We start from the raw sequence: 24,144 nt of genomic DNA, 5'->3' as shown, positions 1-24,144 counted from the left end.
CAAAAGAAAGGGGGAAGTGCTTTGCAAGAAGCCTTTACTTTTAATATTCATGAAGCAGTAGCTTTTGATAAGGAACAACAAATCCAAGAAATGCTGGGCATTGGATTAGAGCCAGTAATTTCAATGGAGGAGATAGGTAACACACTTTCCGTTAGAGGAGTAATGGAACTGAAAGGAGAGTATATTAGAAATGATGCTCCTGAGGAAAGTGAAGAGCGACAAACAAACGCAACCTATGTGGAACGAGTAGAATCATTATCTGATGAAGTGAACGAATTTTTCCATAAATTCCTTATTGATGTATCGATCCCGATGGATAGAATCCCTTCATTAGACGATGTCTCAATTGAAGTAGATCATTTCGATTATTCTTTAGAATCAACTAATGAAATGTTTATAGAAGCAACTCTTGCTATTCAAGGTATCGAAGAGCCTGAGGTTCAAGCAGAAATTCAAGAAGAAGATACTTTGCCATCCTTTGAGGAAAATCGAATAGAAGAACAACAAGAAGAAGATACGGAGGATACATTTCATGTGAAAGTAGAAGAAGAGTTGGATGATCATCCAGATGAGGAAAAAGTTGTAGCCATTAGCAGTATGCGAAGTGATCAGGAAATAGCTGAAGAAGATGATAGCATAGAAGAAGAACAGGAAGAGGAATTAGTGAGAGAGTCAGAAGAAGATGTCGTATTGGAAAGTGAAGAGGAAGAAGAGGAAGAAGGCGACGAAGAAGACGAAGAAGACGATAAACTTCATGTCCAAGCAAGAGAAGAGCGAGCAAATGATACAACCTATTTATTGAATATTTTTGCAGAAGAAGAGGAAGCTAGCTATACTCGATTAAAATTATATATAGTGCAGCCTGATGATCAAATGCAAACTATTGCTGAGCGATATCAAGTTTCTCCTAGACAAATTATGAGAACGAATCGTTTAGAAGAAGATGATGTATCAGCAGGTCAATTAATATATATTCCAATAATCTCAGAAGATTAAAGTTTTAATCCCTTGGTATCGGTCAAGGGATTTTTTGTTTCAGATTTGAAAGGAGGAAAACAAATGGAATGGTCAAATATAATAGAAGCATATCAATTACAACCGGAGGAAATCGAGCAAGTGACAGAAAGAGTATTTAAAATAAAAGCAAACTCTCAACAATATGCATTAAAAAGATCAAGATTATATCCTGATGATTTAGGAAGGTGGCAAGCGATCCAACAATTTATACAACAAAAACAGATACTTGGTTTTGTTCCCCTTTATTATGCTGAAAATAATCAACTTTTTGTACAGGACCAAGAACATATTTATTATCTGATGCCCTGGGTGGAACAAGATTATACGGACCAACCAATTGATGAGTATGCAACAGCCATACATGCTGTCGGTCGTCTCCATGCTGCCACTATGGATTATCATCAGATTGCACCAATGAAACAAAATAAAACTACTATAGAGCAACAATTTCAGCAAGAATTATCTACCTATCGGGATCAAATGCTAAAGTACGTTCGTTATTTTGAAGCAAAGCGTTTTATGTCCCCATATGAGCTACAAGTTTGCATGTATTATCGCGATATAGAACACACATTCAATCAACTAGAAAGATGGCAAGAAATTTACTTAGATGTAATGGATGAAACGGAAAAGATGAAATATACCTTATGTCACGGAAATATACGACCTTCCCATTATGTGGTCACACAAACAAACACGTATTTTTTAAATTGGGAAGATGCCTTTATGACTTCTCCAACCTATGATTTAGCAGCTTATTATCAATATTTATTTCAATTTCATGACTGTGATATTGGAAAAGTCATAGATTCTTTTTCAATCTATTGTCGTTATATTGATTTATCAGACTATGAAAAAGCATTATTAGCTTTACAATTGCTTTCACCATCTAAATGGATACAAGAAGTATCTTCAAGTATGCAATCATCACGAAATAAAAATACTGTAAATAGCTCCATCAAGATTGAACAGGAATACCGTAGATTATTATTTGGGTTTCAGTTACAAGAATTTATTTATAAAACTTTAAAGTCAGAGCAATTTGAAGACGCATATTAGATAATTATATCCATTCCAATTGAAAAGCAATAAGAATACCAATTAAGATTCCTAACAATAATACATCGAAAGTCGTTGGTATAAATAATGTTCGTATACCTTGAAAAATCACGATTGGAAGCGTGCACCGTTCACAAACAAATATCCATTCTCGTGCCCAAGGTGGTAGACGGTAGCGATAATAACGGGACAAAAAAATCACCTCATTCATGATAAGATAAATCATTATATATTGTAGTTTATGCAGCAAAAATGGAATTGTACCCAATTTAACAATTTTAATTGAGCAGTTTGAAAAGTTCCAACTATTAAAATTAAATATATCAGCGGGATTACCTAGTTCTATTTTCTTAAAATTAAAATTATTATGCAGGAATATCATCGACATTTATCGAATATATACAAGATAATAGGTGTTATGGATTTAGCTAAAGTATTTACTTTTAAAAAAAGGGGGTGATACCTTTAATGATAGTATACTTGTCAGAATTATATTGAATTAAAAAGTAATGGGTTAATATATCTATCAAGGGAAGGTAGTTGATACAGCAGTAGTATGTAATCCAGTTATAATGCTTAGATTGTAAAGGCATGATTATTATCATAACTAAGTACACAAAAATGTATTTATTACCATTTTGGGATATATATGATCAGAAAAAGGCAAACCTATTGAGAAGTAGGGACGCAAAGTTACAGATCCGTAAAATGCATAGGATTTCGGATGGCTGAGCTACCTGAAATACAGTAGTGTATTTTAGGAGGGGAATATGTTTTTATGCTAACAAAAACAAACGTGGATTGTGAATGGATTTACTTGATGGCAAAAGCAAAAGCGGATGGTTACACAGTAGAAGAAATACGAGAATTCCTAAATCAGAGTAAATACAAGTCCAATGTACAACTCAACTAATCATAAAACCCTAGCAAATATAGGGTTTTTTATTTTGAAGGTAGAAAATATATAGGTAAATGCTACTAGCCAATATTCAAAAAAACAGCATACTTCCTGCAGCTATGTATTTATACGGGAGTTTGCGCTTTGTTTGGTTCCTTTCACAAATTTTATTTCTGAAAGTTTAAATGCAAATGTAATATTCTTTTTGGAATGGGGTATAGTTTATTAGACGAAAAAATGCAATTTTGATATACTGACTGCGATCGATATGATACATACAAATCGTTGAAAAAGTGTAAACTATCGTAGTTTATTATGGATCTATAACAAGAAGGGAAGGATTAGATGATAGGAAACAAACCTAAAATAGTTGTGCTTGGTGCTGGCTATGCAGGAATGATGACAGCAAAACGATTAACTCAGCAATTTGCGCCAGAAGAAGCCGACATTACCTTAGTCAACAAACACAATTATCATTATCAAACAACATGGTTACATGAAGTGGCTGCAGGAACAATTGATGTAAATCGCTCTCGAATCATGATTTCAGATGTCATTAATACTCGCCGGGTAAATTTTGTGCATGATACAGTTGTGAAAATTAATAAAGAAAGCAAAACAATTCAATTAGAAAGTGGAGAAATAAATTACGATTATTTAGTTATTGGTTTAGGTTTTGAAAAAGCTACATTCGGTATTCCTGGTATGGAAGAGCATGCTTTTTCAATTCAAAGTGTTGATACGAGTCGTATGATTCGAGATCACATTGAATATCAGTTTGCTCGTTATCGTAATGAAAAAAATCCTGATCCAAGTATGCTAACGATTGTCGTAGGTGGTGCTGGTTTCACCGGTATTGAATTTTTGGGTGAATTAGCAGAACGAATTCCACTGCTATGTAAAAAATATGATATACCACGTCAAGACGTGAAGATTATTGATGTCGAAGCAATGCCATCGATTTTACCAGGATTTGATGAAGAATTATTAAGCTATGCAAAAGAATCGCTGGAATATCGAGGTATTGAATTTAAGCTTGGTACCATGATTAAAGAAGTGAAAGCAGATTCTGTTATAGTTGGTGAAGAGGAAGAAGAAATTAAGGCAAGTACCATTGTTTGGACTGGTGGTGTACAAGCTAATCGCATTGTTGGAGAATCTGGTTTTGAATTAACAAAGGGTAAAGTCAATGTGGATGCAACATTGTCAGCTCCGGATCATGATGAGGTCTTTATTTTAGGTGATTGTGCATGGGTGATGAATAACGAAACGGGTAAACCATACCCACCGACTGCACAAATTGCCATTCAGGAAGCGGATGTTTGTGCACATAATATTAAAACGATGATTTATGGTGGTACATTACAGGAGTTTAAGTTCGATGATAAAGGAACAGTAGCATCGTTAGGTGGAAGTGATGCAATGGGTACTGTATTTGATGGAAGTAAATTGTATGGTATGCAGGCAAAGGTGATGAAAAATGTGATTGATGACCGCTATCTGTTCTTATTAGGTGGACCAACACTCGTATTGAAAAAGGGTAAATTCCGTCCATTTTAATAGAACTATAAAAGAGGAGGAAGTCGTATGAAGAATACATTATTTTACACATTATTAACAGTAGTTGCGACCATTGCTTATGTATGTGTTTCTAGGAAAATGGAAGATAAGCGAGACTTTCGCTAAAGAAGGAGGGCAGATACAACGTTGTGTCTGCTCTTTTTATACTAATTGTTATTTGTAGACATAACAAATAACAGCCAAATATTTGGAGGGAACACGATGTTTTCGATCAATCAATTGGTTTTTAAAGATATAATAAACGTGAGAAAATTAGAAATAGAATCAGGTAAAATATACTGCTTATTTGGTGAAAGCGGGAGCGGTAAGTCTACATTATTAAAAATGTTTAACAGTATGCTTACACCAGACCAAGGGAAAATCACATATAAAGATGAATCCATTGCAGACTTAGACCCTATTCAATTAAGAAGAGAAGTGGTAATGCTTGGACAGGATCCCATTGTTTTTGAGGGGACGGTTCGTGATAATCTTTTAATAGGGTTGCAATTTGCAGCTAAAGAAGTTGTAGCAAATCAGGTGCTGACAGAGTTATTAAAAGAGTTACATTTAGCAAAAGATTTAGATGAAGAGGCTGATAAATTATCTGGTGGTGAGCAACAAAGGTTAGCGTTTGGACGTGTGCTGCTGATGGATGCTGAAGTATATTTAATGGACGAACCTACTTCAGCTCTCGATGAGAATACTGAAACAGTAATTATGGACTTATTTACAAAGAAAGTCCGTAACGCGGGTAAAACGGCCATAATGGTTACACATTCAAAAGGAATTGCGGAAAAATATAGTGATGAAATTATTTATATGACCGACATTCTAATGAAAGAGGGGACTCTTTCATGAATGAGATGCTTGAAATGACTTTATGGCAACTCGTTACCGCTTATATTTTTATTGTCATTTTATTAGCGATCGTTCGCTGGCGCAAAATTCCGCGAGAGAAAGAGATAATTATTGCCACACTAAGGATGACGATACAACTCGTTTTAGTCGGATATGTCCTTATGTTTATTTTTGAAAATGAAAAAATGATTTATTCGGTTATCGTCATCATTATTATGGAGATATTTGCGGTCTATAATATTTATAAACGTACAAAGCAATCATTAAGTAGAGATTTAAAGAAAATTATTGCGTTTTCGATGGTGTCAGGAACATTATTTGCTTTTCTCTACTTTGATTTTATTGTTGTTCGATTTTCACCTTGGTATGATCCTCGCTATTTTATACCGATTGCCGGCATGTTAATTGGAAACTCGATGACTGGTATTACACTTGGAGTTAGTTCTTTAATTGAAGGCTTCACTTCACGAAAGAAAGAAGTGGAGGCAGCATTGATGTTAGGGGCGCCACCGAAAAAAGCATCACAAGGTATTGTTAATCATGCCTTTGATTCAGCAATCTTACCAACAATCAACAGTATGGTAGGAATGGGGATAGTCTTCTTACCGGGTATGATGACTGGTGTTATTTTATCTGGAGCAGGACCAATGGATGCAATTAAATATCAAATTGCGATTATGCTTGGAATTACTGGCAGTGTTTCGATATCTGTTATCTTATTCTTGTATTTTGGCTATAAAACGTTTTTTAATAATCATGCACAACTCAAATTATAATTAAACTTGACTTCTTTGATTCTTTTTGGATAAAATAGCATATAATGAATCATAAACTAGTCAGATGCGATGATGAGGAGGAGTACTTCACACTGTTCGCTAGAGAGGAAAACCCCTAGGCTGAAAGGTTTTCTCGAAAGAAGGTGAAGGAAGGTAGCCTCTGATGCAGCTTTACTGAACATAACAAGTAGGTAAAAGCCGGTGAAATCCGTTATCTTCTGCTAAGCGTATAAGTAGCATTACTTATAAATTAAGGTGGCACCGCGGAAACCCAATCCTTTTCGTCCTTTATTACACAAGGCCGGAAAGGATTTTTTGTATAGAAGGAGTTTGACTTTGTGCACAAAAAAGCCGCGAAGTAACTTCTCGTGGATTTCCTTCTTCTTAGCAATTTTTCTTAAAGTATAGCAAATTAAATATAAGGAGGAAAAATAATGACAGAACAACACGAAGTAAATTTACCGCCAAAGTATGACCCTACTGCTGTTGAAAAAGGTCGTTACAACAAATGGGTAGAAGGAAAATACTTTGAAGCAGAACGAAACAACGACAAAGAAGCCTTTACGATCGTGATCCCACCACCGAACGTAACTGGTAAATTGCATATTGGCCACGCATGGGACACAACGCTTCAGGACATCATTACTAGAATCAAACGAATGCAAGGCTATGATGTTCTCTACTTACCAGGGATGGACCATGCAGGTATTGCAACCCAAGCGAAAGTGGAAGCAAAATTACGTGAAGAAAACCTGTCACGGTATGATTTAGGCAGAGAGAAGTTTCTCGAAAAAGCATGGGATTGGAAAGAAGAATACGCAGGCTTCATTCGTGAACAATGGGCAAAATTAGGACTTGGTCTTGACTATTCTCGTGAACGATTTACTTTAGATGAAGGTTTATCAGATGCCGTAAAAGAAGTGTTTGTAACATTGTATAATAAGGGACTTATTTATCGTGGCGAGTATATTATTAACTGGGACCCTGCAACTAAAACAGCCCTATCAGACATCGAAGTAATTTATAAAGACGTTCAAGGTCATTTTTATCATATGAAATATCCATTAGCCGACGGATCAGGTCATATTGAAGTTGCAACAACAAGACCAGAAACAATGCTTGGGGATACAGCGGTAGCCGTACACCCGGATGATGAGAGATATAAAAATTTGATTGGTAAGAAAGTGAAACTCCCCATTGTCGGCCGTGAAATTGACATCGTGGCAGATGATTATGTTGACATGGAATTTGGTTCAGGAGCTGTTAAAATAACGCCTGCGCATGATCCAAACGACTTTGAAATTGGTAATCGTCATAACCTCGAACGTGTACTTGTCATGAACGAAGACGGTACAATGAATGAGAATGCAGATAAATATCGTGGGATGGACCGCTTTGAATGCCGAAAAGTAATTGTGAAAGACCTTCAAGACCAAGGTGTCCTTTTCAAAATTGAAGAGCATATGCATTCAGTAGGTCACTCTGAACGAAGCAATGCCGTTGTAGAACCATATTTATCCACACAATGGTTTGTAAACATGCAGCCATTGGCGGATGCTGCTATTGAAATTCAAAAAGCAACTGATGAAAAAGTGCATTTTGAACCGGAGCGTTTCGAAAAAACTTACCTTAGATGGATGGAAAATATCCGTGACTGGTGTATTTCCCGACAACTATGGTGGGGACACCGTATTCCTGCCTGGTACCATAAAGAAACAGGTGAAATGTATGTTGGTAAAGAGGAACCAGCAGATATTGAAAACTGGGAACAAGATCAAGATGTATTGGACACTTGGTTTTCATCAGCATTATGGCCATTCTCTACACTCAACTGGCCAAATACAGAGGACGAAGAGTTTAAGCATTTCTTCCCGACTAATGTATTGGTAACAGGCTATGATATTATCTTTTTCTGGGTATCACGAATGATTTTCCAATCCGTCGAATTTAACGATGAGCGTCCATTTAATGATGTTTTAATTCATGGATTAGTGCGTGATGCAGAAGGCCGTAAAATGAGTAAATCACTTGGCAATGGTGTTGATCCAATGGAAGTGATCGATAAGTATGGTGCAGACTCGTTACGTTATTTCTTGGCAACGGGGTCAAGTCCTGGTCAGGATTTACGCTTCCAGTGGGAAAAAGTAGAATCGACATGGAATTTTGTCAATAAAATATGGAATGCATCCCGTTTTGCTCTTATGAACATGGATGGATTAACATATGATGAAATGGACTTATCTGGCAAAAAATCTGTGGCAGATAAATGGATTTTGACAAGACTAAACGAAACGATTGAACAAGTGACGCGACAAGTTGATAAATATGATTTTGGTGAAGCAGGACGTTACCTGTATAACTTTATTTGGGATGACTTCTGTGACTGGTATATTGAAATGGCGAAATTACCGCTTTATGGGGAAGATGAGCAAGCAAAATTAACAACTCGCTCAATCTTGGCATATGTGTTAGATCATACGATGCGCATGCTTCATCCGTTTATGCCATTTGTTACAGAAGAAATCTGGCAGCAGTTGCCACACGAAGGTGAATCCATTGTACGTGCAGCATGGCCAACTGTAGATGATACGTTATCGGATCAAGAAGCATCTGATGTTATGAAACAACTTGTAGCAATTATTCGCTCTGTTCGTAATATCCGTGCAGAAGTGGATACACCGATGTCTAAGGAAATTCCTATCTTAGTTCAGGCAAATAATGAAGCGGTACAGAAACAATTAGAAGCAAATCGCATTTATTTAGATCGTTTCTGTAAACCGAGCGAACTTACGATTGATACCAAAGTTACTGTTCCTGACAAATCGATGTCTGCTGTTGTGACCGGTGCAGAGATCTTCTTGCCTTTAGAAGGACTAATTGATATTGACAAAGAGTTAGCACGTCTTCAAGGGGAATTGGACAAATTAACTAAGGAAGTAGAACGTGTTGACAAAAAATTAGCAAATGAAGGATTTGTCAGTAAAGCTCCTGCACATCTAGTAGAGGCTGAAAAAGAAAAGCAAAAAGATTACATTGAAAAACGCGAAAAGGTACAGGCGCGTATTCAAGAGCTACAGAAATAAAGAAAGGGAGGCTGTCACTGGCAGTCTCTTTTTTACAATAACAAGCGTAAAATATAAACTACGAAGTAACTTTTGTGTTTCATCCTCCCATTTTGTTGGAGATGAGTAAAAACATTCCCTTTCATCCAAGCATTGACCATTAATCAGAATGGGTGGAAAGTTATACCAAGACAAATTTTCATTAGTTTGCTGTTTGTATCTACTTTGTTAAATAAGAAGAAGGATGTGTTTTTATGATTGATTCTATTCATGATTTGGAACGTTTTTTTGGATCAAGAAGAAAGCTAGGAATAAAACCTGGTTTAGAACGGTTAGATTATTTATTAGAAAAAGTCAATCATCCACAAAAATCGATACCAACTATTCATATTGCCGGTACAAATGGTAAAGGCTCCACTTTAACCTATTTAAATGAAGTATTAATAGAGAGTGGATACAGTGTAGGGACTTTTCAGTCACCAGGACTTCCCACTATTTTGGATCATATAGCGATTAACAATCAATCTATTACTTTGCAGGAATTTGTCGATATACTTAATCACCTTTTGCCAATTATTGAAGAAATGGACCAACATGATCAAGCCCCTTCGGAATATGAAATATTAATGATTATAACGTTATTATTTCTCAAAGATAATATTGATATCGCTGTGATCGAAACCTGTATGGGGGGCCGGGAGGACGTAACCAATCGAGTGGAGCCGCTCCTAACGATTATTACTACTGTTGCATTTGACCATACTAGCTTTTTAGGTGATACGATAAAAGCCATTGCAGCCCATAAAGCAGGAATTATCAAAGAAAAAGTCCCAGTTATAGCAGGTGAATTAGAAGATGAAGCTATAGAAGTAGTAATAGAAGAAGGAACTAAACAAAGTGCACCTCTGTATCTGTATGGACAGGAGTTTTGGACAGAAGAAATAGTAGGTGTGAATCATTTTCTCTGGAATAATGGTTCAAAGCGTTATCCTATTGATCTGTCCATGAAAGGTCTTCACCAAATTATGAATGCATCATTAGCCATACAAGCATTAGATTTATTGAATGAAAATGGATTTAATATAGAAGACATAGCGATAAAAAAAGGATTGTTTAGAGCAAAGCTAGCCAATCGTATGGAAATTATTAATGAAAAACCTAGAATTATCGCTGATGGTGCACATAATGTCCAAAGTGTTAGCAAGCTAGTAGAAACAATTAAGGAAGAAGATATCGAGGGAAGCGTCAAAGTCTTATTTAGTGCATTTCGTGATAAAGACATAAACAGGATGATTAAGGAATTGTCAACACTCACTGACGAGATTATGGTGACTACATTTGATCATCCAAGAGCATTAACTGATAAAGAAATACCTGATCATGTCATGTATTTAGAAGACGCTCAACAAGCACTGGATAATCTATTATGTAACAACAGCAATCCAAATGACTTGATATTGATCACAGGTTCACTTCACTTTGTCGAATTCATAAAGAGATTAGTTCAAAAATGAAAAAACCCACCAGTTCGTTATAAATAAAGTATTGTTCTTTATTAGGTAAAAAAGTATAATGAGTTTTATAATAGGACAAGTGAAGAAGGGGGAGAGATATAGATATTCACCAAAAGTAAAATTGGCTTTACATTAATCGAAATTCTTGCTTCGGTTATGATCCTCACAATAATCTGCTTTGTTTTTTAGCCCTGTTTACGTATGCTCCAAAGTGCAATATTAATTCAACATATGATGGATAGTATGCAAGCGTTAAATTTAGCTATTTCAGTTACGTATTACACACCCTTTTTCAAAAAAGGAGTTACAAATGATGGATATATTATATAGTGGACTATTCTTTGTTTTGGGTTTAGTGTTAGGCTCTTTTTATAATGTAGTTGGTCTTAGAATTCCACAACGGACATTTTTATCCTCATCACGATCTGCATGTCCGACATGTAACCACACATTAAAATGGTATGAGTTAATACCAGTCCTTTCTTTTTTAATACAAAAAGGAAAATGTCGATATTGTCAACAATCAATCTCTTATCTTTATCCAACTGTTGAATTAATCACAGGTATTGGTTTTCAATTAAGTTATTTGTATCTGGGAATATCACTAGACTTATGGATTACGTTCAGTTTAATCAGCTTATTCTCGATTTTATTAGTAACAGACCTTCGTTTTATGATCATCCCCAATAAAATTCTGCTATTCTTTTTGCCTATTTTTATTCTGCTTCGAGTATTCCACCCCCTTGAACCATGGTGGTCGAGCATTACTGGTTCTGTAGCTGGTTACGGTATTATTGCACTAATTATAATTGTCAGCAGAGGCGGTATGGGCGCTGGGGATATGAAATTATTAGGATTACTAGGAGTATTACTAGGTTTTTCATACATTCTATTAGCCTTTTTTATAGCTATATTAATCGGTTTATTGTCGAGCGGCCTGGTCCTTATTAAAAGAGGATTTAAGGCAAAACAAGAAGTCCCGTTTGGCCCAACGATTGTGTTGGGCGCTATCATAGCCCTTCTGTTCGGTGATGAAATTATCAACGCTTATACGAATTTGATGATCCTCAAATAATCGTCTTTTTTTCATGACTTAGAATTAAAATAGATGAGAGAAGACGTTGTGCTATATGGAGGTTAGCGGAAGTAGAAATGAAACTTTTATTGTTTAATTTCGTATGTAAGATGTAATGTTGTTATTTATTGTTGCAATTATTGGCTTTTTTTCTATATTAGTCGAAGAACTTCAGAGCCGAGGAAAGAGTTTCAGAAAAAGGCAGATTTGAAGAAGAGGTTCAAGAGTTAAGAATTCAAAAATAATCATCTTTATTCCATAACGATACAGTTGTTGCATAGAGATCTATACAAGGGGGGCAGGTTAATGAGTGAAAATCAAGAAACTCCTGAACAACGAAGAGAAAGATTAAGACAAGAGGAATTAAGAGGAAATCCTACTGGAAATTTGAACGACGCTACTTATAGAGCAAGTAATGGAAGCCTGGTTGATTTAGTAGGTGGTTTGGGGTGGAAAGGAACAGGAATACTTATTCTTGTAATAATAGTAGGGTTTATAATATATTCCGTCTTTTTTCGCTAACAGTGCTTTAATTGAATAAGACAATAAAAAGGAACGCTCAGTGATTTTCATCTCTGAGCGTTCCTTTTACTGATTATAGTGTTATTTTACTGGTTAATTCGTAATTTTCCACTTCATAATGAACCCGTTACACTATTTATATGGATTTTTATATTGCACAAACATATGTAACAACAAGTCCACCAAGAAAAGCCTAATTGTGAAGGAGATAATGTCTATTGTGTTAACGGAAGCCTAATTTTAAAAAGAAGATCGTCTATGACTTGTTAGAGAGTCACTTTTCTAAATAAAAAGAGCACAATGTTAAAATTAATGTTACAGTTAGAAGAAGTATTTTAAAAGTTAGTAGGTGGACAACATGATTGAGATAAAAAAATCATTACTTAGTGATGGAGAATTCAATAGAGGGGTATTTGCTACATGTGATATCAAAAAAGAAGAGCTTTTACATGAAGCACCTGTTATTTCTTATCCGAACGACCAGCATCAATACATTGAGCAAACCATAATTGCTGATTACGCTTTTGAGTATGGGATAAATCATTCTGCGTTCCTTCTTGGTTATGGGATGTTGTTTAATCATTCTTATGAACCTAATGCAACTTATGAGATTAATTTTAGAAATCACACATTTGACTTCTATGCTTATACAGATATACAAGCAGGGGATGAGATTCTAATCAATTATAATGGCGATGTAGATGACAAAGAGCCATTGTGGTTTAATCAGGACTAGAAAGGACCAAAAAGCACATTAGAACTTTGTCATATCTATCTAATTTACAATCCTTAAACGCGTCCTTTAGATATATTAAGAATGTATCTCTTTTAGTGGTTTTACTAAGGTTAACAGAAATGATCAAGCTTTTTTATTAAAAATAAACAGAAATCTATTAGAGAAGAATCCATTTGACTCAATCTGTCTTAAAAATGGATTCTTTTTAGTTATCGTATTTTTTTATTTGGTAAGTGTTCTGATTATCGACGTTTAAAATTGACCGATGGGTTGAGGTTACCTTTAGAAAATAGGATCCAGGTAGAGAAAATACCATCAGTATATGAGTCTTTTCAGCAATTTGTTACACGCCTAAACGAAAATGAATGTATGCTGGAAACTTTTGATATACATATACTCATCATCAATCGGACGAGAAGAAAGCAAGTTTCCATTTCTACCATGTTGCAGTTTATTTCTAATTTTAAAAGGAATGTTCCTCAGTTTGTCTTACTATCTGTCATTTTTTGATGAACGCTTTTTTGATAGAACTGACAAAAGTCGCCTTACATCTCAAAATAGATATGATAGGGTGATAGAAAAGGATTTGAAACGAGGGATTACCGTGGATAATAAAAAGCAAATTTCAGTCCAAATCAATCAGAGTAAATCTAATTCATCTGAACATAAGTCTACTAATCAAGCTACTTTAGAAGACTACATCAGAGAAAATCATCACCCGGTCATGGATGATCATCAAGTATTTCAACGCAAATATACACCAGATACTAATGGATTTAATCGGTCAAGAAAAACATCCTTTTGGTCAAAATATAAAACGTTTCTTATTTCTGCTATTACAGCTGTTTTAATTGGATCATTTCTAGGGTTTATGATGCTGAAAATATTTGTGGACTTAGATCCGGAAGAAGTGGCGTTTGATCAAAATACTTCCAATGGCCAGGCAGTTACCACAACAAGTGATCAGTCAGACGAGGAAGATAGTGCTACTGCCAATGCACAGGAACAAGAAGATTTTCAAAGTAAAGCATTTAATTTCTTTGTTACTCAGGCAGGAGTGTTTAAAAATGAAGATGCAGCTAACCAATTAGTTCAAGAGTTAAAAGGAGATCAAATAGAGAGCATGGTTTGGTCGCGTGATGATAAATATCATGTTTTTGTTAGTGTAAAGACAACTCATGATGCATCAAAACAATATACAACCAATACTTTTCCAAGTAGTTACGAAATGTATCCTGGTAAGGAATGGCAGACTATCTCTGCAACATTCTCAATTTCTGACGAAGAAAAGGCTTGGCTGACAGATCTCGAAGGCATATTGGATCAAATGATAGAGGATAATATTGATGAAACAGCGGTTGATCAATGGCTAGCTAATGAGCCATCTAATACCTCTGAAGAGATTCAAGCTTTAAGTGCGGAAATAGAGTCCATAAAAACAGCAGAATATGAACAATCAAGCCAAGTGATACTATTAAGATTACTAAATCAATATGAAAATGTAGCAAATGAGTAAAATATTTTTTTCATACTTTTGAGCTAACAAGTTTTGCTTATTTCTTATAACGGAAATAGCAAAACTTATTATTTCGGGTACTAGAAAATACTGAAATAGCCATTTGCTGATGTTATTCCTTCTCCGTTAAAATAATAGATATTGCTAAAGGGGGAATATACATTGGAGATGACAACCATCAAAATGAAAGAAGTGCCGAAAGAAGACCGGCCCAGAGAGCGCCTATTGGAGTATGGACCCAATCATTTATCCAACCAGGAGTTATTGGCGATTTTATTAGGTTCAGGGACACAGAAGGAAAATGTACACCAATTAGCGGAAAAAGTGTTACAACATTTCGAAGGTTTAAGAATGCTGAAAGACGTTACTATTGAGGAATTAACCGAAATTAAAGGTATTGGCCAAGTAAAAGGTGTTAATATCCTTGCCGCCGTGGAATTTGGTAAAAGAATTCAACGATTTAAAGAAAAGGAGAAATTTGTTATAAAAAGTCCGGAAGATGGTGCAAATTATGTAATGGAAGAAATGAGCAGCCTGAAACAGGAACATTTTGTAACCATCTTTCTCAACACGAAGAATCAAGTCATTCATCAGCAAACAATTTTTATAGGCAGTTTAAACGCCTCTATTGTTCATCCTCGCGAAGTTTACCGGGAAGCAATCAAAAGATCGGCAGCTTCCATCATTTGTGCACACAACCATCCTTCAGGAGATCCTTCACCTTCACAAGAAGACATTCATGTTACCAAGCGATTATTAGAAAGCGGAAAAATGATAGGTATCGAACTTTTGGATCATTTGATTATAGGAGATCATAAGTTTATATCATTAAAAGAAAAAGGGTACTTATAGCACTATCTATTTTTGCTGAAGTTAAGTATAATAGAATTAACAAGCTTTTATAGCGCCTTATACAAGAATGCTTGTATAAAGGCGCTTATTATTATGAAAAGAATATAAATTCTTGATTGAAAGCCAATAAAAGCATAAAATATTTAAGTGAATGTTTAGTATAATAATGGTTGAGAGGAAGAAAAAGATTGGGACTATTTAGTTTATCACAAGATTTGGGGATTGATTTAGGTACAGCAAACACATTAGTATTCATCAAAGGTAAAGGTATTGTTGTGCGTGAACCTTCCGTAGTAGCAATAAATAAGACAACAGGTGATATTGAGGCAGTTGGTAGTAATGCCAGGAATATGATTGGTCGTACTCCAGGAAATATTCAAGTTATTCGACCGATGAAAGATGGAGTTATTGCAGATTATGATACCACTGCTTCCATGATGAAATATTATATCAAATTAGCGCAGAGAAACAGATCCAGCTTTGCAAAAAAACCAAACGTAATGGTATGTGTGCCATCTGGAATAACAATGGTAGAAGAACGAGCTGTAATTGATGCAGCCAAACATGCAGGTGCAAAAGATGCATTTCCAATTGCAGAGCCATTCGCTGCTGCTATTGGTGCTGGTTTACCTGTATGGGAGCCAACTGGTAGTATGATTGTAGATATCGGTGGAGGAACAACTGAAGTAGCGGTTATTTCTCTTGGTGGTATTGTTACAAGTAGGTCCATTCGTACCGCTGGTGATGATATGGATGAATCGATCATTCAATATGTAAAAAGAACATATAACCTTATGATTGGAGAGCGCACTTCTGAATCATTAAAGGTGGATATAGGTTCTGCTATAACTTCATCCGAGAAGGAACTAATGGATATACGTGGACGTGATTTATTAACAGGATTACCGAAAACAATTAGTGTCAGTGCGTCGGAAATTGCATCCGCATTAAAAGATACTGTGGATTCCATTGTAGAAGCAGTGAAAAACACGCTTGAACGTACTCCACCTGAGCTTGCAGCAGATATTATGGACAGAGGTATTGTGTTATCCGGCGGGGGAGCACTGTTAAAAGATTTAGATAAAGTAATTAGTGATGATACAAAAATGCCGGTATTTGTTGCGGATGAACCGTTAGATAGTGTCGCAATTGGCACAGGGAAATCTCTAGAATATATTGAGCATTTTCGGTCACACCCAAATGTAGGGGTGCGGCATTTATCAGATTAAGAAGGTGTTATGATGTTTTATAAGAAAAGGCGACTGTTTATTTTAATGATTTCGTTAATCATCATCGTAGGTTTGATTGGTTTTTCGTTACGTGAACGAACAGATCTGACCATCATTGAAGACTTTATTCATGATAGCGTTGGTTGGTCGCAGGAAGTGATTAATAAGCCGATTACGTTCACGACCGGAATTGCCAATAATATAAAAGAAATTCGCCATGTTTATCGTGAAAATCAAAAATTAAAATCAAGCTTAGACGAGATAAGGCAGCTAGAATATGAAAATCAAGAACTAACGAAAGAAATGGATGAATTAAAAGAGCTATTGAATAAATCAGAATCAGATTTCTTGCAGAATTTTGATGCGATCCAGGCATCAGTTATTGCAAGAAGCAAGGATCAATGGTTTAAGCTAATCACTATTAATAAAGGAACAGAGCATGGTGTACAGCCCAATATGTCAGTGGTAACCGGAAAAGGGATGATTGGAAAAGTCCAATCTAGTTCACCGTTTACATCAACCGTGTTATTGCTTAACGGATTTGACCGCACCAATCGAATTTCAGTAAATGTTTATGAAGAAGATACGGAAACGGATAGTTCAGGATTCATCGTCGGCTATGATGAAGAGTCAGAGTTGCTTTTGATGGAAATGAACGATAATGATGGTGAGCTAGAAAAAGGCCAATATGTATTTTCTTCAGGACTCGGCGGAATTTTTCCTAAAGGGCTTGAAGTTGGTGAAGTTGTCGATGTAGAAGCTGATCGTTATGAATTAACGAGTATTGCACATGTACGACCATCAGCTGATTTACATGATTTAAATCATGTAATCGTTATGGATCGATCAACGACCACTGTGGATGAGGAAACAGAGGAGGATGAGTCATGAAAAGCATGATCCCTTTTCTTATTGCACTCATCTGCTTTATATTGGTGATACTGGAAGGTACATTGGCAACGATAAACCTTCCATTTTTGCAAGATGAATGGGTATTTGTATCGCATTTTCTTTTTATGTTTCTGTTATATGTCACGATCTTTTTTGAAAAAGAATCTACGTATTATGCTATTTTATTGTCGATTCTGTTCAGCTTTATTATAGATATAGTTTATACTGATGTTATAGGGGTTTACATATTTGCTTATACAGCAGTATTATATGCAGCAAGAGGATTAATGAAAGTATTGCAGTCGAACTTTTTGATTGCTATATTGATGACGACTGTAGGGGTAGTAGCTACAGACATTTTGATCTTTTTCCTTTATAATATTATTCAAGTACATGAGAACAGTTGGTATTTATATTGGCAGAATCGGTTAATTCCAACAAGTATATGGAATATTTTATTTGGCTTGCTAATTTATCTTATATTTGCAAAAAAATTAACAAAATGGTCGTATATTAAGTTTGAACGATCAGATTGATAGTGGTTAGTGAATGTTTTAAGGGGTTGAATAGAAGTGACATCAAATAAATGGATTACAATAAAAGGGACAAGAGATGGTCTAACCCTTTTCATGAATGATCAATGTGCTTGGAATGAGCTGCTGGAGGAATTGGGAGAAATTCTTTCCACGAAACACATGGCAGTGGATGAGCCATTGATTACGGTGAAAGTTGAATTAGGGTACCGTTATATTACTAATCAACAGGAACAAACATTAAGAGAAGTCATTCGCAAGCATAATAAGTTAGTTGTAGACAAAATAGCTTCGAATGTTATTTTAAAAGAAGAAGCGTTAAAATGGAAAGAAGAAACAGATGTCAATTTACATAATAAGATTATTCGTTCTGGACAAGTATTAGAGATTAATGGTGATTTATTATTGGTTGGTGATGTGAACCCCGGTGGTAAAGTAGTAGCATCTGGTAATATATTTGTGATGGGTAATTTGAGAGGGATTGCACATGCTGGTGCAGAAGGTAATAAAGGTGCTGTAGTAGCCGCTGCACATATGGCACCTAGCCAATTACGTATAGCAGAAGTAATTAGCAGGTCGCCAGATGCTGACTCAGAAGGTGCTCCTATGGAATGTGGCTTTATTGACTCAAAGGGTGAACAAATTGTTATGGACCGTATTAGTACAGTTGCAAGATCGCGTCCAGATTTAAATGCTTTTGAAAGGAGAGTTATGAATGGGTGAAGCTATAGTTATTACTTCTGGTAAAGGTGGTGTCGGTAAAACGACTACTACGGCAAATCTAGGAACTTCATTAGCATTACTAGAGAAAAAAGTATGTTTAATAGATACGGATATCGGACTGCGAAATTTAGATGTTATTATAGGTCTGGAAAATCGTATCATTTATGATATTGTGGATGTGCTGGAAAAAAGATGTAAAATTTCTCAGGCATTAATTAAAGATAAACGCTTTGATTGTTTATATTTATTACCTGCAGCACAAACAAGTGATAAATCGGCATTAACTCCTGAGGGTATGGTGCACATCATTGAAGAATTGAAGCCAGATTATGATTATATATTAATTGATTGCCCGGCAGGTATTGAGCAAGGTTATCGCAATGCAGTGGCAGGGGCTGATAAATCGATTGTCGTGACAACTCCTGAGAAATCAAGTGTAAGGGATGCTGATCGAATTATTGGTTTATTGGAACAAGAAGATATGGAACCTCCTCATCTAATTATAAATCGTATTCGTAACCATATGGTGAAAAGTGGCGATATGATGGATGTAGATGAAATAATACAAGTATTGTCGATAGATTTATTAGGAATAGTTGCAGACGATGATGATGTTATTAAAGCATCTAATCATGGTGAGCCCGTTGCTTTTCAACCAAATACAAGAGCATCTATTGCTTATCGTAATATTGCAAGGCGAATACTAGGCGAATCCGTACCACTTCTCTCGTTGGAGGAAAAAGTAACCTTCTTAGACAAAGTAAAAAAAGCATTCGGAATAAAAAAATAAGATGAAAGAGTTTGCTTACTATCAAGCAAACTCTTTTTTTATGAATTACATATTCTTTGTTACTGATTAACTAAAATTGTTAACCCAAACTATGATGTAAACTTATTGTGAATTTACTTTCTGCAACAATCTTTTAAAAGAGGACCGGTTAGAAGAAATAATAGATAAGTAGCGGATGTTGTCCCAGTTCCTAGGCTTGAGGTACTCAACTTAATCTTATGAATAATGCTTTTCTAAGTTTTTTTAGCTCTTTTTCATATTCTTATGGTTGTCCACATATATTGTACAAACGTTGGAAAAAAGGAATGGATGCTGATGAAAAAAGATAACCTATCACAAATACGCCAAAATATTACGAAAAGAAAACAGTCCAAAAAGAAAATCACATCACCACGAGTATCAAGCGTAAAGCATCACAGTTATGTAAACCAGTCTTACATGGAAGACGAAGAAAGACATGGGTACTCTCCGAGTCTTGGAGGCTATCACAACAATCATGATCAACCATATTTAAAATCGTTTCTTGTAAAAAGCATTGTTGCTGCCATCATATTTTTTGTTACAGTATTCTCAACGGCTTCCAATCAGCAATGGCTTGAACAACCACGGAACTGGGTAAATTATACGATGACTGAGGAATTTCCCTTTGCAAGTGTGAATGCATGGTATCAAGCAAGGTTTGGTGCTCCATTTGCAATAGAAGCAGATCTTGACAGTGCAGAAACTGCAGAACCTACTGCTTTACCAGTTTCAGGTCAGGTTAATCAGACGTTTCAAGAAAATGGAGAAGGTATATTAATCTCATCAACTGAAGAAACAGAAGTAATTGCTGTTGATGGAGGAACTGTTCTATTCGCTGGTAATGATCGTGAAACAGGAAAAACGGTGATTGTCCAACATGAAGATCGCAGTAAATCGATTTATGGAAATTTAACTAATATAGATGTTCATTCCTATCAATCGATTAAAGCAAATCAGAAAATAGGTAACTATGAACCTTCTGAGACAAAAGCAGCAATGTATTTTGCAATTGAAAAAAATCGTGAATTTTTAGATCCGATTCGGGTGATGCATGTTGATGAACAATCTTAAATTACCACCTATTCATATTCACCCGGTTTTATTTTTTTTCTTATTTGTCGCTATACTTACCGGTATGTTTGTGGAATTTCTCATTATTTTTTTGATTGTTTTTATTCATGAATTAGGGCATTATACTTGCGCGCGCGTTTTCAAGTGGCGAATTCGGCGCATTTTTTTGTGGGTTTTTGGTGGAGTGATGGAAACAGATGAGTATGGGACAAGACCATTACGTGAAGAATTTCTAGTTACGATTGCAGGGCCATTACAACATATTGCTATCTATGCCGTTATCTATATGTTAGATATCAGTGGCTTCTTACCAGAATCAACATTAATGATTGCCTATCAATATAATTCATTTATATTAATAGGAAATTTATTACCTATATGGCCACTTGATGGTGGAAAGCTTGTCCAGCTTAGTTTGGATTATTTTTTTTCCTTTCCAGTTTCTCATAGATGGATGATTATGATATCCGTTGTTACGATTGTATGTGTAAGTGTTTATGTATATAGTCAGGCGTGGCTCTCACTAAGTTTTACTTTACTTATGATTTTTTTAATTTGGGAAAATCGATTAGAATGGAAAAGAAGATATTTTAAATGGTGGCGCTTTTTATGGAGTCGATATAGTGAGACCACTAAATACCGGAAACAAAGGGAAATTGAAGTCCCTGCATCGATTAGTTTATTGCAATTGTTTCGTTTATTTAAAAGAGATACCTTTCATTGTATCAAAGTATATGATCAACACGGGAAGGTTTATTGGTTAACAGAACGAGATTGTCTGCGCACTTATTTCGATCAGAAAAATATTCATGCGAGTGTAGGCCAATTACTTACAGGATAGAAAGAGGATTAAAATGAAGAAAATACACTTTTATACAAGCTGCTCGGAAAAAATCGGACTGTTATTTGAAGAAAAGCAATGTACCGATATTTTTATAGACCGACAGTCAACAGACGCTCGTTTGGGCTCGATTTATAAAGGGAAAATACGAAATGTTGATGAAAGTATGGAAGCAGCTTTTATCGATATTGGAGAGAAGAAAGTTGGTTTTCTGCCAAAAAGTGAAGTGCCTTTTTTAGGGGTAAATGACCGACTCTCTTCTGATTTAACAGATGGAGCAAGTATTATAGTTCAGGTTATAAAAGAAGCGTATCAGGATAAAGGTCCAAGACTTACTGCTAATATAACGCTTACTGGGCAGCGGATTGTTTATTTACCAAAAGGAAGTTACGTTGCCAGTTCTAAAAAATTATCGCAATCATTAACGGACCAATGGAAAAGTTTTCTAACTGAACAACTATCTTCTAATGAAGGAGCTATATTACGAACAGAAATTGCGAATGCTAAAACAGACCAGGTATTAAGTGAATTAGCCACAAGCAGACAACGGTGGCAGCAAATGGAACGGGATGCAACACAACATAAAGCCCCGTACTTCCTTTTTCAATATCCAATGGTACCTGATCAAATGTTAAATCAATACCAAAACGAAGCTTTTCATGATATTACTTTCGATGAGCGTCGTGCTCTTCAAAAAATGAAGACAATTTTTCCTGATTTAGCAGATAAGATGAGGATTAGGAAAGAAGCTAATCAGATAGCAGGCTATGATGTGAATCAATGGTTGACAGAAGCGATTCATCCTGTCGTTCATAAACAGGACGGTATAACATTAACAGTGGAACAAACAGAGGCATTAACAGTGATAGATATTGACAGCAGCAGATTTACGAGTCGCCAAAATAAACAAGAAACTATCTATCGCATTAATCAACGTTCTGTTAGATATTGCGTAGAGGAAATTCGCAAGCGTAATATCTCAGGAATCATCATGATTGACTTTCTGAAAATGGGAAAAAAAGAAGAAAATATCATCGTAAAAGAAATGAAAAAGGCTCTACGAGAAGATCCGTTGCGAACAGAAGTATTCGGCTTTACACAGCTAGGTTTATTGGAAATGACAAGAAAAAGAGAAAGAACAGGGCTCTTAGAAATTCTTACCAATAGTGCTTCAAGTAAGGAACCTGTATTATCAGTGGATACGGTCGGTTATCAATTGGAGCGCGAACTGTTAGAGTGGAATCGAAATACGGAGTGTTTATTGCTTGCACTTCACCCAGACTTGTATAGCGTTTTGAAAGAAAAACTGACTAATGATGTCTTATCTAACATTCAAATAGAACTGTATTATTACACAGATGAATACGTTCAACATTATCAGGTTATCCGTTCCGGCAGTAAGGAACTAATAAATCTGTATATGGCAGACAATCAGGAAATAGTCATTGACAAGTTGCTTTAATATATGGTAAGATCGTCATGTTGTTTAAGTAGCACCCGTTGCTAACAACCGCGCAGAACAGGTCTTTAAAGCTTTGATAAGCTACCTGTATGGCGAGTCTGAGTCATATGAGGAGGTGCAGAGAATGTACGCTATTATTGAAACTGGTGGAAAACAAGTAAAAGTAGAAGAAGGCCAAGAGATTTTTGTAGAGAAACTAGTTGCTGAGGCTGGTGAATCAGTAACATTTGACAAAGTACTTGCAGTAGGTGGAGACAATTCAAAATTTGGTACTCCATACGTTGATGGAGCTTCTGTAACGGCTAAAGTAGAAAAACAAGGCCGTCAAAAGAAAATCACTGTATTTAAGTACAAGCCAAAGAAAAACTATTCACGTAAACAAGGTCACCGTCAGCCATACACAAAAGTTACAGTTGAGAAAATCAATGCATAAGGTTTTGTTTGTATGATTAACGTGACAATTGAGCGTGAGCAAACGTATATAAAATCATTTACACTGACAGGGCATGCTGGAAGTGGACCAGAGGGGCACGACTTAGTTTGTGCAGCTGTATCTGCGATCTCTTTTGGTTCTGTCAACGCAGTGTTTTCGCTATGTGAGATTGACTTGGATATCGACCAAGCCGGTGATGAAGGTGGTTATATGAAGGTCACTATTCCTGCTTTATTGGATGATTTACTTTTAGAAAAAGTATCGTTACTCTTTGAAGCTATGGTGGTTTCTTTACAAACCGTTGAGCGGGATTATGGTCAATATATATCTATTTCTGAAAAATAAGGAGGTGCAACGACATGCTACGTCTAGATTTACAGTTTTTCGCATCAAAAAAAGGTGTAAGTAGTACGAAAAACGGTCGTGACTCTGAGTCTAAACGTTTAGGTTGTAAACGTGCAGACGGTCAAGCCGTTTCAGGTGGTTCAATCCTTTATCGTCAACGCGGTACAAAAGTTTACCCAGGTGTAAACGTAGGCCGTGGTGGAGATGACACACTATATGCTAAAGCAGAAGGTGTGGTTAGATTCGAACGCCTAGGACGCGATCGCAAAAAAGTTAGTGTATATCCTGCATAAGGGAATAAAAAAAGGCTCTAATCTATCAAGGTTAGAGCCTTTTATTTTGGATGTATATATTTGT

26 protein-coding genes, 1 riboswitch and 2 other annotated features are annotated in these 24,144 nt (G+C 35.8%); of the genes, 25 read left to right on the top strand and 1 reads right to left on the bottom strand.

The features are described from left to right. The first annotated feature begins 21 nt into the window (after positions 1-21). Both spoVID and BM121_RS13280 read left to right on the top strand, forming a co-directional pair. Positions 22-996, top strand: a complete 975-nt coding sequence (gene spoVID, locus BM121_RS13285; protein WP_091484137.1) for a stage VI sporulation protein D — start codon at positions 22-24, stop codon at positions 994-996. A gap of 63 nt (positions 997-1,059) precedes the next feature. Beyond that, a complete protein-coding gene (locus BM121_RS13280) occupies positions 1,060-2,076 on the top strand; it encodes a phosphotransferase (protein WP_091484136.1) in 1,017 nt (338 codons plus the stop codon). Positions 2,077-2,080: 4 nt separating this feature from the next. Here BM121_RS13280 and BM121_RS13275 read toward each other — a convergent pair whose 3' ends face one another. Beyond that, positions 2,081-2,269: a hypothetical protein gene (locus tag BM121_RS13275; RefSeq protein WP_091484135.1), complete on the bottom strand. Its 189-nt coding sequence runs from the start codon at positions 2,267-2,269 to the stop codon at positions 2,081-2,083. 459 nt (positions 2,270-2,728) lie between these two features. After that, a riboswitch (cyclic di-GMP riboswitch) is annotated at positions 2,729-2,817 on the top strand. Positions 2,818-2,854: 37 nt separating this feature from the next. Here BM121_RS13275 and BM121_RS21820 point away from each other — a divergent pair. The 23 genes from BM121_RS21820 (at position 2,855) to rpmA (ending at position 24,080) form a co-directional block, all read left to right on the top strand. Further along, on the top strand, positions 2,855-2,989 hold the full coding sequence (locus BM121_RS21820; protein ID WP_139220270.1) for an anti-repressor SinI family protein: 135 nt from the start codon (positions 2,855-2,857) through the stop codon (positions 2,987-2,989). Positions 2,990-3,319: 330 nt separating this feature from the next. Then, positions 3,320-4,534 carry an NAD(P)/FAD-dependent oxidoreductase gene (locus BM121_RS13270; RefSeq protein ID WP_091484134.1) on the top strand — a complete coding sequence of 405 codons (1,215 nt, stop codon included), beginning with the start codon at positions 3,320-3,322 and terminating at the stop codon, positions 4,532-4,534. Positions 4,535-4,756: 222 nt separating this feature from the next. After that, a complete protein-coding gene (locus tag BM121_RS13265) occupies positions 4,757-5,395 on the top strand; it encodes an ABC transporter ATP-binding protein (RefSeq protein ID WP_091484133.1) in 639 nt (212 codons plus the stop codon). After that, positions 5,392-6,171: an ABC transporter permease gene (locus BM121_RS13260; protein ID WP_091484132.1), complete on the top strand. Its 780-nt coding sequence runs from the start codon at positions 5,392-5,394 to the stop codon at positions 6,169-6,171. Before BM121_RS13265 ends, BM121_RS13260 begins: the two co-directional genes overlap by 4 nt. A 60-nt stretch (positions 6,172-6,231) precedes the next feature. After that, positions 6,232-6,463 (top strand) — a binding site (T-box leader). A gap of 142 nt (positions 6,464-6,605) precedes the next feature. After that, positions 6,606-9,254, top strand: coding sequence for a valine--tRNA ligase (locus BM121_RS13255; protein ID WP_091484131.1), 2,649 nt, complete (start codon positions 6,606-6,608; stop codon positions 9,252-9,254). A 233-nt stretch (positions 9,255-9,487) separates the two neighbouring features. Next, positions 9,488-10,747, top strand: coding sequence for a bifunctional folylpolyglutamate synthase/dihydrofolate synthase (locus tag BM121_RS13250; RefSeq protein WP_091484130.1), 1,260 nt, complete (start codon positions 9,488-9,490; stop codon positions 10,745-10,747). A gap of 102 nt (positions 10,748-10,849) precedes the next feature. Further along, positions 10,850-10,936, top strand: coding sequence for a prepilin-type N-terminal cleavage/methylation domain-containing protein (locus tag BM121_RS22695; protein ID WP_091484338.1), 87 nt, complete (start codon positions 10,850-10,852; stop codon positions 10,934-10,936). A gap of 124 nt (positions 10,937-11,060) precedes the next feature. Next, positions 11,061-11,822 carry a prepilin peptidase gene (locus BM121_RS13240; RefSeq protein ID WP_091484129.1) on the top strand — a complete coding sequence of 254 codons (762 nt, stop codon included), beginning with the start codon at positions 11,061-11,063 and terminating at the stop codon, positions 11,820-11,822. 306 nt (positions 11,823-12,128) lie between these two features. After that, positions 12,129-12,344, top strand: a complete 216-nt coding sequence (locus BM121_RS13235; protein ID WP_091484128.1) for a DUF6366 family protein — start codon at positions 12,129-12,131, stop codon at positions 12,342-12,344. Between the two features lie 358 nt (positions 12,345-12,702). After that, a complete protein-coding gene (locus tag BM121_RS13230; protein ID WP_091484127.1) occupies positions 12,703-13,080 on the top strand; it encodes an SET domain-containing protein in 378 nt (125 codons plus the stop codon). A gap of 604 nt (positions 13,081-13,684) precedes the next feature. Continuing rightward, positions 13,685-14,596: an SPOR domain-containing protein gene (locus BM121_RS13225; RefSeq protein WP_139220269.1), complete on the top strand. Its 912-nt coding sequence runs from the start codon at positions 13,685-13,687 to the stop codon at positions 14,594-14,596. Between the two features lie 168 nt (positions 14,597-14,764). Further along, complete coding sequence (radC, locus tag BM121_RS13220; RefSeq protein ID WP_091484337.1) at positions 14,765-15,448, top strand: RadC family protein; 684 nt, start codon at positions 14,765-14,767, stop codon at positions 15,446-15,448. 188 nt (positions 15,449-15,636) lie between these two features. Then, positions 15,637-16,677 carry a rod shape-determining protein gene (locus BM121_RS13215; protein WP_091484125.1) on the top strand — a complete coding sequence of 347 codons (1,041 nt, stop codon included), beginning with the start codon at positions 15,637-15,639 and terminating at the stop codon, positions 16,675-16,677. Positions 16,678-16,689: 12 nt separating this feature from the next. Then, positions 16,690-17,568 (top strand): rod shape-determining protein MreC, encoded by an 879-nt coding sequence (gene mreC / locus BM121_RS13210; protein ID WP_091484124.1) that lies wholly within the window; start codon positions 16,690-16,692, stop codon positions 17,566-17,568. Continuing rightward, complete coding sequence (gene mreD, locus BM121_RS13205; protein WP_091484123.1) at positions 17,565-18,104, top strand: rod shape-determining protein MreD; 540 nt, start codon at positions 17,565-17,567, stop codon at positions 18,102-18,104. The genes mreC and mreD overlap by 4 nt, the downstream gene beginning before the upstream one ends. A 36-nt stretch (positions 18,105-18,140) precedes the next feature. Then, the gene (gene minC, locus BM121_RS13200; RefSeq protein ID WP_091484122.1) at positions 18,141-18,824 is read left to right on the top strand and encodes a septum site-determining protein MinC; all 684 of its coding nucleotides are present in this window, start codon (positions 18,141-18,143) and stop codon (positions 18,822-18,824) included. Further along, complete coding sequence (gene minD / locus BM121_RS13195; protein WP_091484121.1) at positions 18,817-19,614, top strand: septum site-determining protein MinD; 798 nt, start codon at positions 18,817-18,819, stop codon at positions 19,612-19,614. The genes minC and minD overlap by 8 nt, the downstream gene beginning before the upstream one ends. A gap of 315 nt (positions 19,615-19,929) precedes the next feature. Then, positions 19,930-20,706 carry a M23 family metallopeptidase gene (locus tag BM121_RS13190; RefSeq protein ID WP_091484120.1) on the top strand — a complete coding sequence of 259 codons (777 nt, stop codon included), beginning with the start codon at positions 19,930-19,932 and terminating at the stop codon, positions 20,704-20,706. Next, positions 20,693-21,547 (top strand): site-2 protease family protein, encoded by an 855-nt coding sequence (locus tag BM121_RS13185; RefSeq protein WP_091484119.1) that lies wholly within the window; start codon positions 20,693-20,695, stop codon positions 21,545-21,547. The genes BM121_RS13190 and BM121_RS13185 overlap by 14 nt, the downstream gene beginning before the upstream one ends. A gap of 13 nt (positions 21,548-21,560) precedes the next feature. Next, positions 21,561-23,009, top strand: a complete 1,449-nt coding sequence (locus BM121_RS13180; RefSeq protein ID WP_091484118.1) for a ribonuclease E/G — start codon at positions 21,561-21,563, stop codon at positions 23,007-23,009. A gap of 36 nt (positions 23,010-23,045) precedes the next feature. Continuing rightward, positions 23,046-23,119: a sequence feature (ribosomal protein L21 leader region), on the top strand. A 14-nt stretch (positions 23,120-23,133) separates the two neighbouring features. Next, complete coding sequence (gene rplU, locus BM121_RS13175) at positions 23,134-23,442, top strand: 50S ribosomal protein L21 (RefSeq protein WP_091484117.1); 309 nt, start codon at positions 23,134-23,136, stop codon at positions 23,440-23,442. 12 nt (positions 23,443-23,454) lie between these two features. After that, positions 23,455-23,787: a ribosomal-processing cysteine protease Prp gene (locus tag BM121_RS13170; RefSeq protein WP_091484116.1), complete on the top strand. Its 333-nt coding sequence runs from the start codon at positions 23,455-23,457 to the stop codon at positions 23,785-23,787. Between the two features lie 14 nt (positions 23,788-23,801). After that, positions 23,802-24,080: a 50S ribosomal protein L27 gene (gene rpmA, locus BM121_RS13165; RefSeq protein ID WP_091484115.1), complete on the top strand. Its 279-nt coding sequence runs from the start codon at positions 23,802-23,804 to the stop codon at positions 24,078-24,080. The last annotated feature ends 64 nt before the right edge of the window (positions 24,081-24,144 follow it).

Origin of the sequence: Gracilibacillus orientalis, from assembly GCF_900114645.1 — a bacterium.
In the GTDB taxonomy this organism is placed as follows: domain Bacteria; phylum Bacillota; class Bacilli; order Bacillales; family Amphibacillaceae; genus Gracilibacillus; species Gracilibacillus orientalis.
The sequence above is the reverse complement of the archived record's forward strand: the minus strand, read 5'-3'. Positions and strand labels throughout refer to the sequence as shown.

Excerpts from the sequence above, each read along its gene's own strand:
- BM121_RS13280 (WP_091484136.1), top strand. The coding sequence starts at position 1,060 with ATGGAATGGTCAAATATAATAGAAGCATATCAATTACAACCGGAGGAA.
- BM121_RS21820 (WP_139220270.1), top strand. The coding sequence starts at position 2,855 with ATGCTAACAAAAACAAACGTGGATTGTGAATGGATTTACTTGATGGCA.
- BM121_RS13270 (WP_091484134.1), top strand. The coding sequence starts at position 3,320 with ATGATAGGAAACAAACCTAAAATAGTTGTGCTTGGTGCTGGCTATGCA.
- BM121_RS13265 (WP_091484133.1), top strand. The coding sequence starts at position 4,757 with ATGTTTTCGATCAATCAATTGGTTTTTAAAGATATAATAAACGTGAGA.
- BM121_RS13260 (WP_091484132.1), top strand. The coding sequence starts at position 5,392 with ATGAATGAGATGCTTGAAATGACTTTATGGCAACTCGTTACCGCTTAT.
- BM121_RS13255 (WP_091484131.1), top strand. The coding sequence starts at position 6,606 with ATGACAGAACAACACGAAGTAAATTTACCGCCAAAGTATGACCCTACT.
- BM121_RS13250 (WP_091484130.1), top strand. The coding sequence starts at position 9,488 with ATGATTGATTCTATTCATGATTTGGAACGTTTTTTTGGATCAAGAAGA.
- BM121_RS13240 (WP_091484129.1), top strand. The coding sequence starts at position 11,061 with ATGGATATATTATATAGTGGACTATTCTTTGTTTTGGGTTTAGTGTTA.
- BM121_RS13235 (WP_091484128.1), top strand. The coding sequence starts at position 12,129 with ATGAGTGAAAATCAAGAAACTCCTGAACAACGAAGAGAAAGATTAAGA.
- BM121_RS13230 (WP_091484127.1), top strand. The coding sequence starts at position 12,703 with ATGATTGAGATAAAAAAATCATTACTTAGTGATGGAGAATTCAATAGA.
- radC (WP_091484337.1), top strand. The coding sequence starts at position 14,765 with ATGACAACCATCAAAATGAAAGAAGTGCCGAAAGAAGACCGGCCCAGA.
- mreC (WP_091484124.1), top strand. The coding sequence starts at position 16,690 with ATGTTTTATAAGAAAAGGCGACTGTTTATTTTAATGATTTCGTTAATC.
- mreD (WP_091484123.1), top strand. The coding sequence starts at position 17,565 with ATGAAAAGCATGATCCCTTTTCTTATTGCACTCATCTGCTTTATATTG.
- minD (WP_091484121.1), top strand. The coding sequence starts at position 18,817 with ATGGGTGAAGCTATAGTTATTACTTCTGGTAAAGGTGGTGTCGGTAAA.
- BM121_RS13190 (WP_091484120.1), top strand. The coding sequence starts at position 19,930 with ATGAAAAAAGATAACCTATCACAAATACGCCAAAATATTACGAAAAGA.
- BM121_RS13185 (WP_091484119.1), top strand. The coding sequence starts at position 20,693 with ATGAACAATCTTAAATTACCACCTATTCATATTCACCCGGTTTTATTT.
- BM121_RS13180 (WP_091484118.1), top strand. The coding sequence starts at position 21,561 with ATGAAGAAAATACACTTTTATACAAGCTGCTCGGAAAAAATCGGACTG.
- rplU (WP_091484117.1), top strand. The coding sequence starts at position 23,134 with ATGTACGCTATTATTGAAACTGGTGGAAAACAAGTAAAAGTAGAAGAA.
- BM121_RS13170 (WP_091484116.1), top strand. The coding sequence starts at position 23,455 with ATGATTAACGTGACAATTGAGCGTGAGCAAACGTATATAAAATCATTT.
- rpmA (WP_091484115.1), top strand. The coding sequence starts at position 23,802 with ATGCTACGTCTAGATTTACAGTTTTTCGCATCAAAAAAAGGTGTAAGT.